We start from the raw sequence: 11,190 nt of genomic DNA, 5'->3' as shown, positions 1-11,190 counted from the left end.
TCTCCAAAGGAAATGTCGGAATATCGCCAACTTATCCAGAGAATAATTCTTTTGCATTCAGTTATATAGCACACTATAAAAGTTACAATTCCGGTAAACTAATTTTTGAGAATAATGCAGAAATAAAAAAGATTAACTAATCATTTATTTCATCTTATCTCGTCTTTTCTTAACGGCCTCTATGAAAGTTTTTTGCGAATCAAGAGATTTCTGTTGAATAGAATCAATAAATTTTATCCTGTCCGCTATTTCTTCTAAACTATCAAAAAAAGAGATATCTCATTTAATTCTGATTTTAATGCTTTGTTTTTTATAAATGATTTTATCCAGTTTCTTATTTCAGAGAGGCCCATGGCACAACTTTCTATATCTTCAAACATTATTTCTTCGATTTTTTCACCAAGAATATTTAGAGACATCATTGATAGTTCATGGCATTTATTTGAAATATTGTTAATTTTTTCTTTTAGTTCTAAATCTTCTTCAATATCAATATCTTCAACAAGGCTTTCAAATTCTTCGCAGTTTCTTTTTAAATTTGTAAGAAGAAAATCTTTCACTTTTTTTTTACTAAAAGATTCATTGTAGTTACAGGATTCATCTAGAATATTGATCACCTTTTTCTTCTTTTTTTATAAAGATTCTATTACATATATTTTTTCAAGAATTTTCTAGTTTCTTCTGTATCAATCCAACCGTGGTCCAAATGTTCAAGGATTTCCTCGATATGATCAACTTGTTTTTGGACTCTCCCCTTAGTCTTCTCGTTATCAACTTCTACCATTATAACTCCACTGAGTACCGTTAGGGGATTTCTTATATGGTCTACAAGATGGGCAAAATATTCTAGATTCTCATCAAGTTGTTTTTGGGCCTTTTTTTTCTCAGTAGTATCTGTAATAATCTCAATCAGACCTTTGCTGAAGTCTGAAGGATCAATAGGGCTAACTCTTATGTGGCAGTTTATTAATTCTCCATTATTTTTTTTCCAGAAAGTTTCAATTTCTCTATACTCTTCATCGAGCCATTTATCATATAACATATGCCCAACTTTAGTATACTCTTCTTCATTAGGATACAAAAATTTTAGATTTTTATTAATTAATTCTTCAAGATTGTACCCTGTCATTTCAAGCATACTAGGATTACACCAAATAATCTCTCGATTTTGAACTAATTTTATTCCTACTGGGGCAGCTGTAAGGATGCTCCTTAGAGTTTTCTCACTTTCTACTATTCTTTTTTCTGTATCTTTAAATCCACTTATATCTCTGATAGATTCAATTGCCCCAACTATATTTCCTTTTTGATCAAGTAAGGGAGATGCAGCCGCCCACACATAAGCACCTTTATTATTGTAAAGGGCAGGAGTAAAAACCTCAACATACAATGATCTGCCTTTTTTGTTAACAAAATTATATTTAGATCCTATTTCATCATTGCCTTCAAATAGTAAATCGACAAGATGTGCCCTTCTTTTCCCATAAAATGGTACGGCGGCACATTCATGATCCTTTCCTAAAATATCTTCTTTATCAATGCCCGTCATTTCTTCCATCGCATGATTCCATGCTATAACTTTTTTATTCTTGTCAATAATAAATGTTGGATCGGGTAAAAATTCTATTATTTCTTCAAGCTGTTTTTTTGCACTAATTAAATTCTCTTCAATTTTTTTACGATCTGTTATATCCATTACCGAGGTTATATATCCTTTACTTGGTTCAGTTGGATCCACTAGACTCATTTTTTTATGGATGTCTATTATTTTCCCATCTTTTCGTCTCCATCTTGTTTCAACTTCTGCCACTTACCTTCGGCTAGTTTTTTGTTGTAATCGTATCCTGCTTTTTCATAATCTTCATCCGATATATATAGGAATTTAGTGTTTTTGTCTATAATCTCGTTTAACGGGTATCCCGTTATTTGACTCATCATTTCGTTACTCCAGATGAACTTCCTGTTCTGAATCAGGTTAATTCCAACTGGACTTGCAGTAAATATTCCTTGAAGTGTCTTTTCTCTATCTTTCAATACTTTATTTAACTTCTTGCTATTAGTATCCTTAATAATAAAGAGATGCAATCCTGGCACTATATTAGCAAATCCACGATATTCAACATTTATTTCTTCTTTATCTTTTTTTAAGAGGATATACTCTCCTTTTTGATTACCCTTTTCTAGAAACTCTTCACGCAATTTTTTTCCATGTTCAATATATTCTTTAGGAGTAAGATCCTCCACCCCCATATTTATTAGTTCTGATTTGGTATAACCTAAAAGATTAAAAGCACTCAAATTAGCGTCAACAAATCTAGATTTATCATCTACCAAAAGAATAGCATCAAAAGAATTTTCAAAGATTTTTCTGTATATTTCTGAAATATTATTTAGATATTCCTCTTTTTTAGAATTTAATAATTTATCCATGGATATACCTAATCAACTTTTAAGTATCTGCAGATATTTCTTTAATATTGATACGGTTGTGAGATAATTTATAAGTATATTCATGTACATTGAAAAAATCGCAAAATAAAAATTAAATTCTAAAGTTCCACACTGCACGATCCTGTTTTTCATTTATAGAAACTTTACAAGCTATATTTTTCATTATAAGGCCAAGACAGAAATGGCAAGCACATATACCGATATCAACATCAGGATGCTCCCACTTGATGTGTTTGTATCCAATAGGCATTGATATTGAAATTATTTTAAAATCAGATGAAACATTAAACCGCCAGTGCTGACTATTGGCTCCCGATGGGGCTTTCCTAGCAAGGTCAAAAGCATAAAGAATATCTGGGGGAAGTGAATCTTCAGTTATTCCATTTTCTAAAAAAGCACTGACAGGTTTTCTTTTGTAACTCATAAATGACTCTGTTGTCCTGTCCATCAATCTAAGACCTTCTTTTTTCCAGTATCCAAGAGGCGATATACAAATCGCACGTTTACCTTGAACTACGCCCTTTCCATAACCCCATTTTGGTTTTGGCAATGATGAGTTACTTTTAATATCGGGCATAATTCTCTCCAATTCTTCAAGTGAATAATGGCCAAACCAACTAGTGGCAAGTTTCAAGTGCGTTGCATATAGAATTGCCATTTCACCAACAAAACCTGCAGCAGAGATTGATGGTATGTCGGTAGTTGCTATAAAAGCCATACCATTTTTAGGGGTATATTTAATGTTGTTATATAATCTCCTATCTGGGTCCGCTTTGAAAAAATGTATTTTGACATCATGTTTGAATGGAACTTCCATATTTAATACAAAATTCTTAAGTTTGTCCATAATTTCTTTATCAACTTCACGCATTTCATAACTTCTTACAGATCGACGAACATTTATTGCAGATTCCCAATCAATTTTCTCAATCATTTCTATCACGCTCATTGGCCACGAATTAATGTCACTCAAATTTTCTTGTATACTTTATCCATTTTATTCCTTCGGGAGTTATATCTGAGATGTAATAATTTAAGTATCCCTTGATCTCGCCTTTAACTTCTTTACATACAATAATGTTTTTTCCAAGGTTATAGTGGATGGCATTATTTACTTTGCCAATGTCCCATTTTAGAATACGAGACAGTTCTCTAGTATCTATAACAAAACTTCCTTCCTTTAATTTTTTTGCATAAAGAAATTCCAATATCTCTTCTGCATCTTTTCCAATATCTATAACGTCTGTTATATTATCCCCCCATAATTTTTAGCAATCACTATAAATATTCATAACTTGCTTTTATTACTTGTGTTAGTTTGAAGAAAAAAGTGCGGGGGCCCGGATTTCTAGTTAAAAACGAGTCCCGGCGGCCGGATTTGAACCAGCGGTCCGTGGATCTACAGTCCACTGCCCTAACCAGACTAGGCCACGCCGGGCTACATGAAGTTAAATCACCTTATTTTAAAGCTTTTCGGTATTCACAAATAATGTGTATCGTAGAACTTTCTGATTTCTTTAGGCGAAGGTAACCTAATCTCATCCCAGACATTAATAACATCTTCTAAATAATTAAATTCACTTTGCGATGAAAAAATCTTGTATAGGAAATCCTTTCTTTCCTTTATGTCGATCTTAACAAATTCTAAATAATCATGAGGCGAGTAATAATTGAGAGGATTGAATCTTTCACCAAAGTTTTTCATACCGTGAACTTCACTTAGCTCTTTGGGCGAGGGTAAAAGGTAACCATAAACTGGATCTTTTATCCAGTTCTTAATAAGATTGTTTGTGGCAAGTTTCAGAAGTGTCTTTGAGTCTGAGACGGTAATCTTTTCTCCTCCGATTGATTTTCCTTCTAGATCAAACTCACCAACAAAACCGGTATTGACGATCAAAAAGTTTATTTTTCCATTTTGTCCAAGTCCCATGTCATTAAAAACTTTCTTTTTCAAAACTGCCTGTTCGGCTTGTTCTCTCGCCATAAAATCAGTTGCTGAATAAGATCTTACCCTAGTTCCAGGGATCTTACCTGAAATGGCAGAAGTAATTATGCTCTCACAAGCACTGTCAAATGCAACAGCCATAAGTGGATCGGTCACCCTAATTAGGGGATTGAATATATCGTATCTCTTAAAGCTCAAAATAAAATTTCTAAGGTACTTGTCCTTTTTACCCCAATAAGCGTTCAAGTCACTGAAAAGGAAAATGAATCGGCCATTAGTTGTTCTGCTCTTTTCATAGCTCTTGGTAAGTAATGAGCCTACTTCGCCAGTTGCCTCGGGGATTTCTACATTGTAATCATTTATATTCCTCTTAAGGTATTCAACGCCTTCACAGTCAATATTCATCGCCAGAACAATATGTTTCCTGTCTTTTGATTTCATCAAACCAGGGTATTCTGGACTTTTTTCAGACAATCCTTCTGATTTTGCAAAACTTGCAGCTTCAAGTCCAACTAGCTTTATATCAACAATTTTTCCATTTTTAGAAATAACTTTTCCTAAAATAGCATCATCCTGTTCGAGATTAGGGCCAACAGTCAATGTAGTTTTTCCTGTACCGCTGAGTCCTATTATGACAGAACTTTCAGAAAGTCCCGCATGAAATGAAATCATCCCATCTGATTCGCCCCTGTTCCACACCATAGTTAGATTGGGCTTTTTGAAGGCGCCGCCAAAATAATCTATCCCAAGATTTAAAACACATCTAACATCGTTTTTCATCTCGGTAAAATCATAAAGAGAAAGAGGTTCTTTCTCATTGTACCCGGGCCAGACTTTCTTTATTCGAGTAACATATTGTTCTGGAAGCTTTTCAGGCACTATGAAGTTGTAGCAGCTTGGCTTGATCCCGTCTTTTGGAGGGAATACCATCATCTTCCCCATCCACGAGATATATGCACTGTGTGGATTTGCCACACTTACAATTGACCTTATACCTACCTCATATCCATTTTCTCCCTGAATGCCATCTGCAACAATAAGTTGAGGTTTCTCCATTAGATAGTCCATGATTACTTTAAAAATAGCTTTTCCTGCATCAATGTCAAACCCTTTTTGTCCGGCTCCAAGTTTGTACCCTTTTGGCATCATATAATAGACTTTATCAGGCATTCTTCCTTTCAAGGTTGAGGCAAAAAGATACTGCCCGTCATTTGTAACCACATAGTATGGTTTTAGATAATTAATATAAAACTCATCAGAAGGATTCAAATAAATCCTATCTTCTGGAATTCTAAGATAATCAGAAACATTAATAATACTCATAAAAACACTCTAAATACAAGTTGCTATATTCTCTTCAAATATGTGCAAAAATTCTGTCAGTCTTTCGATCGGAACAAAGGCACCGCATGCCGGGGGATGACCCCCTCCTTTACCGCCTACTAATTCTGCACTTTTCTTTATTTCTTTTCCCAAATTTAAACCTTTAAGCACCAACAATCTTGAGCAGCGTGCAGAGATTTTATAAACATTTGGGTCATTCGGTAGCGTTGTATAAGCAACTATCGGCAGAAAAGGATCTGTATCACGATTTCCAAGAACTAAGCTCGCAACGGTACCAACTATGGTATCATTTATACCGCTTCCATCAAAGTACTGGAACTTCTCCTTCATGACTACCCCTCGACTCTCAACAAGACTCATGCTTCTTGCGATATTCTTTCTATGCTTTCTAAGTAATCCTAACAATATATCGTAGTATATGCCTCTGTTACCCTTGCACACATAATAGCCCACCTCAGGCCTACCATTCTTGCCACAGGCATTTAGGCATGTTGCAAACTCTGAAGCATCTCTTAAAGGGCTTCTTTCTTCTTCTTTAATGAGTGAATAAGATTCGCCCATAATCATCTGGGGAATAAACGAAACATATTCTTGAGGAACTGCAGTTATTGTCTTTCTTATGATCTCTGTTGCAAGTTTCCGCTTCTCATCACAAGTCATATCTGATACAGTCCTCCAGTCACCTTCGTAACATGGTATTTCCAAGCTATTTAGAAGCGCCATTGCATTTGAATCACTCCCTGTTACACCTGGTATAGGAGGGTCTGAGAAATATTGTAGTGATTTGTAAATGGGTCTTGTCGAACGCCCGTACAAAAGTAAATCTTCTTCGGCTTTAACCAAACCTGATTCTATGCTATCAAGCAGAATGTCCCGATTTAATCCTTTTAGCCCTCCCCAAGAACCCTGCATATCTCCAACTGCGCCAACTATTGCAATTGATGAGAGGTCCTTATTCTTTCTGTCAAGTTCTAAAGACAAAAGATATGCTAGACCTGAGCCGCTGATTTCTTCAGAACCACTATATCCAAATATATTTGGATTAACTTCAATAAAAGGTGTTTCTGGATATTCTCCCTGGTGGTGGTCTAGAATTATTATATCTTTGTCTTCATACTTGGTCATTAGATAATCTATCTGCCCACTTCCCATATCGAGGAATAGGGTAAGATCTCCTAAGTGAGACGATGGTATTCCATCAAGAGAAGTAAAATGAACGTCGTGATTAATCTTTAGCCTGTCCAAAGCAAGAGATAAGACCGCAGCTGAAGATATGCCATCTGCATCAATATGAGAAATAATTTTAATTTTAGAATCTTTGGACTGAAGTATTTTGTCTTTTGCATTATTTAGAAGTCTAGCAAATCCAGAATCCATAACCATCTTTGAAAGATACCATATATATAGCTTTTGTTTTGGGTATCCAATTTCGTCTATCGATAATCTTATTTCAATGTTTTAATAAAATTATAAATTCTTGCCGAAAGAGAACGATTTATAATAACTTCTTCGATCTCCTCAATTTTTGCATTCTTTAGATTTTCAATAGATCCAAATCGGTCAATTAGCTTAGTTTTTCTTTTGGGGCCAAGCCCGGGTATGTCATCTAGAGGTGAATGGATACTTGCTTTTCTTTTCATGTTCCTTAGATTCTTTATAGCAAATCGGTGAGCCTCATCCCTTATCTTAATTAAAAGATTCTTAGAATCTGTATCTATGTCTGGATTAAGTTCATTTTCAAAAAAAAGATCTTCCTCTTGCTTTGCAAGCGCAACAGTGGGTATTTCAAGATCAAGAGAGTCTAATACCGATAGAGCCGTGTTCAAATGGCCTTTCCCTCCGTCAATTAGTATCAAATCTGGCAAAGACTCATTATGTCTAAATCGTCTGCTCAAAACTTCTCTAAGGGAGGATATATCATCCTGGCCAGAAACTGTCTTGATCTTGTATATTCTATAATTTTCCTTAGAAGGTTTCCCATCAATAAAAGTCACCTGCGAGCCTACTTTTATCTCTGGGCCCATATTTGAAATATCATATCCTTCAATTCTTTTTGGCAGAGTTTCAAGTCCAAGTGAATTCATAAGACCTTCGAGAGGTGATTTCTTTTCTGAAGATAAAAAAAGTTCAGCATTTTTAGTTGCGAGCAGTACTTCCTCCTTCTCACGAAGAGAAGATGGCGGAGTTATTGTTAGTTCATGTTTTCCATTAGATAAAAATGTTTGAATTTCCTCCCTTTCAGGAATCTCAAAAGGCAGGATAATCCTGTTTGGTATATACTCTTCCTTATAATGTTGCTTTAGAAACGATGACAAAGTGTCCTCTCTATCAAACAAAGTTTCCGCTATGGGATAATTTTTTGCCCCAATTAGGGCCCCCCTTCTTATCATTACTACGCAAATACATATTGTTTTCTTGTCATAGTATCCTATGACATCTTTGTTTATTGGTGAATCAAGAAAGATTTTCTGCTCTTCCATCGATTTTCTTATTGCATCTATCTCATCTCTTAAAACTAAAGCTTTTTCAAAATCTAATTCTTTCGAGTGAGAGTTCATTTCTTCCTCAAGTTTTGTTATTAACTCCTCGCCCCTATTCTCAAAGAACATTAGTAATCCATCTACTCTCTTATTATATTCTTGTTTAGAATTTGGATCAGAACAGGGACCTGTGCATCTTTTTATATAAAAATTGAGACATGGATTTTTATTCATTTTTTTACAGCTTCTTAACTTGAATATATTTCTGGCAAGTGCAAGCATTCTTCTTGCAGAGCCTACATCTGAATAAGGGCCGAAATAATAAGCACCGTCCTCTTCAATCTTCCTTGAGACTATTAATCTTGGAAAGTTCTCATTTGTTATTTTTATATAAGGATACTTCTTATCATCCCTAAAATGAATGTTGTACCTAGGCTTGTATTTTTTTATGAGATTGTACTCAAGTAAAAGCGCCTCTGTTTCATTATCGGTAGCAATACACTCAATATCATCTACCCTGTTCATTAGAAAAGAGATTCTATCGGGAATATTTTTTTGAAAGTAAGAAGCTAATCTTTTCTTTAATGATTTTGCCTTTCCGACGTAAAGAACATTCCCATTAGAGTCCTTCATAACATAAACGCCGGGCTCTTCTGGAAAATTTTTTTTGATATAAAGATCATTTCTCATGACATAAGATACTCATTACATATGAATTTAAGCGTTTTTAAAATAAAATACAAAAGATTTTAAATCATGACGAATAACTAAAAGCCAAGAGGAATTAATTGAGCGTTATACTTAGAACTTCAGTTCCAATATTGCTTCTAATAGCTCTTGGATATCTATCAAGGAAGTATGGCATTCTTAAACACGGTGACGAAAGAGTCTTAAGTTCTTACATATATTACTTTGCACTTCCCTCACTCTTTTTCATTAATATATACGAAGTTGAGTTTTCAAGAGAGATTATAAGATATGTTGTTGCAGGAATAACTCCAACTTTTGTTGCCCTAGCCGTTTTCATTGCTATTTTCATATTGGGAATTGTTAAAGATAAAAAAACACTTTATCTATTAATTGTTACAACTGTTTTTGGAAGTCTCGCCTTTTTCGGCATACCCTTCATTGTATTTGCTTTTGGTACAGGGGAGTCAGAAAGATTAGCAGCACTATTTGCATCTACAATTAGTTTTGTAAGTGTTATTACTGCAACTTCAGTATTAGAACTATACAAACTCGGCGATGAAAAAATCTCTAGAGTAAAAACGCTTGTAAAGAGATTCTCAAAAAATCCTTTGATCCTTTCTACTTTATTTGGTGTTTCTATTAATATCATAGGATTCGAAGTTCCCATTTTTATTTCTACTACATTGCATAGATTGGGAAGTACTACTTCGACTGTAGCTATTTTCATGCTCGGATTATTTTTTTTTGGGAGAAGTTATGGAAATTTAAAGACCGCATTTGGATTAAGTCTTTTGAGAATAGTATTCTTGCCCTTAGTGGCAATTATATTCTTGAAATTTGTATTTGTAGTCCCTGCATTTGAGAGCACTATTATAGTGCTTATGCATGGCATGCCTATAGCTGTTTCATCTATAGTATTAAGTGAAAGATACGACTTCTTCAAAGAAACAATAGCATCTCTCAATATTATATCTGCACTGCTTTCAGTATTTTACCTTAACATATGGTTAATTATCCTAGAAACTATTTTCTGATATTATATTATTTTGAAAGTTCTAACACAGTTTTTAATAGAATATTTGCAGCTATTTCAATATCTTTCAAATCTGTGTATTCTTCTGGACAGTGGCTTCTACCATTCTTGCTTGGAACAAAGATCATACCTACATCAGCTAATTCAGCAATAATTGAAGAATCATGGACAGCCCCGCTTACCATTTTTAAGAAATCAACGCCCAGATTTTTAGCAGAGTTCTCAATTACTTCAACTACCCTTTTAGACAAAAGAACTGGTTTAGTATAAGAGACCTGTTTAATGCCATAGGTAAGACCTCTATTATTGCATGTTGGACCAATCGAATTGACTATTCTATCCGTTATTTTATTTAGGGTAACATCATCTCTATCTCTAATATCTAGAGTTAATCTCACTTCCCCAGGTACAATATTAGTTTTACCCGGATTTACTTCAACAAGACCTACTGTTGCAACTGAAGTCCCATTATGTGAAGCGAACTTTTCTGAATTTAAAATAATCTCTGCCGCCCCACAAAGAGCATCGTTTCTTAAATTCATAGGGGTTGCGCCGGCATGATTTGAAACACCTTTAATTGTTATTTCTAACTGTTTTATCCCCGCGATTGTCTCAACAATACCAATTGAAAGGCATTTACTCTCGAGAACTCGACTCTGTTCAATATGTGGTTCAATCATAGCTTTTATTTTTTTTCCATTTAATATAGAGTTATCCTTAGGTGTGAGTCCTGATTTATTCATTGCTTCAAAATAGCTTACTCCATCTTTATCAATGATTTTTGACAAGTCTTCATCTTTTACTTTCCCGGCCCATATCCTGCTTCCCAATAAAACAGAAGAAAATCTTGAGCCATCCTCTTCTGCAAAAATTACAAAATCAATTGGATTCGTATGGGTGGCCTTATTCTCATAAATTGTCCTCAATACTTCTAAAGAGGTTATAGTTCCTACAACCCCATCAAACATGCCGCCATGAAAGACACTGTCTATATGTGAGCCAATCATGATCGAAGGCGCATCTTTTTCGCTACCTTCCAATCTTGCCCTTATATTTCCTCCACGCATTATCTGTATCTCTGCACCTATCTTTTCAAGTTCTTTGAAGATGTAGTTCATTGCATTCATATATTCTTTTGTGAATGTTAATCTGCTTATACCGTGGCCTGGTGTCGAGTTATAATTGTTAATTCGATTTATGTCATTTTCAAGCCTTTTTGCACTGACTTTCATAGTAAATCTCCGATA

At 34.6% G+C, this 11,190-nt stretch carries 10 protein-coding genes and 1 tRNA gene; 1 reads left to right on the top strand and 10 read right to left on the bottom strand.

Going from position 1 to position 11,190, the window contains the following annotated elements; genetic code table 11:
• Positions 1-254 precede the first annotated feature (254 nt).
• The 9 genes from KO464_10260 to uvrC form a co-directional block, all read right to left on the bottom strand.
• Positions 255-617: a hypothetical protein gene (locus KO464_10260; GenBank protein ID MCC7573744.1), complete on the bottom strand. Its 363-nt coding sequence runs from the start codon at positions 615-617 to the stop codon at positions 255-257.
• Positions 618-646: 29 nt separating this feature from the next.
• A complete protein-coding gene (locus tag KO464_10255) occupies positions 647-1,810 on the bottom strand; it encodes a PAS domain S-box protein (GenBank protein ID MCC7573743.1) in 1,164 nt (387 codons plus the stop codon).
• Positions 1,765-2,430 (bottom strand): PAS domain S-box protein, encoded by a 666-nt coding sequence (locus KO464_10250; protein ID MCC7573742.1) that lies wholly within the window; start codon positions 2,428-2,430, stop codon positions 1,765-1,767. Before KO464_10250 ends, KO464_10255 begins: the two co-directional genes overlap by 46 nt.
• A 112-nt stretch (positions 2,431-2,542) precedes the next feature.
• Complete coding sequence (locus tag KO464_10245) at positions 2,543-3,424, bottom strand: hypothetical protein (protein MCC7573741.1); 882 nt, start codon at positions 3,422-3,424, stop codon at positions 2,543-2,545.
• Entirely contained in the window at positions 3,417-3,659 is a 243-nt protein-coding gene (locus tag KO464_10240) for a hypothetical protein (protein MCC7573740.1), read from the bottom strand. The genes KO464_10245 and KO464_10240 overlap by 8 nt, the downstream gene beginning before the upstream one ends.
• Positions 3,660-3,814: 155 nt before the next feature.
• Positions 3,815-3,889, bottom strand: a tRNA-Tyr gene (locus tag KO464_10235).
• Positions 3,890-3,931: 42 nt separating this feature from the next.
• Complete coding sequence (locus KO464_10230; protein ID MCC7573739.1) at positions 3,932-5,719, bottom strand: phosphoenolpyruvate carboxykinase (ATP); 1,788 nt, start codon at positions 5,717-5,719, stop codon at positions 3,932-3,934.
• A 9-nt stretch (positions 5,720-5,728) separates the two neighbouring features.
• Positions 5,729-7,117, bottom strand: coding sequence for a DHH family phosphoesterase (locus KO464_10225; GenBank protein ID MCC7573738.1), 1,389 nt, complete (start codon positions 7,115-7,117; stop codon positions 5,729-5,731).
• Between the two features lie 68 nt (positions 7,118-7,185).
• Entirely contained in the window at positions 7,186-8,910 is a 1,725-nt protein-coding gene (uvrC, locus tag KO464_10220) for an excinuclease ABC subunit UvrC (protein MCC7573737.1), read from the bottom strand.
• A 98-nt stretch (positions 8,911-9,008) separates the two neighbouring features.
• Between uvrC and KO464_10215 the strand changes: the two genes are divergently transcribed.
• Positions 9,009-9,944, top strand: a complete 936-nt coding sequence (locus KO464_10215) for an AEC family transporter (GenBank protein ID MCC7573736.1) — start codon at positions 9,009-9,011, stop codon at positions 9,942-9,944.
• 7 nt (positions 9,945-9,951) lie between these two features.
• On the opposite strand, the gene KO464_10210 is transcribed toward KO464_10215, so the two are convergent.
• Positions 9,952-11,175 (bottom strand): M20 family metallo-hydrolase, encoded by a 1,224-nt coding sequence (locus tag KO464_10210; protein ID MCC7573735.1) that lies wholly within the window; start codon positions 11,173-11,175, stop codon positions 9,952-9,954.
• Positions 11,176-11,190 lie beyond the last annotated feature (15 nt).

It is taken from the genome of Methanofastidiosum sp. (assembly GCA_020854815.1).
Taxonomy (GTDB): domain Archaea; phylum Methanobacteriota_B; class Thermococci; order Methanofastidiosales; family Methanofastidiosaceae; genus Methanofastidiosum.
The sequence above is the reverse complement of the archived record's forward strand: the minus strand, read 5'-3'. Positions and strand labels throughout refer to the sequence as shown.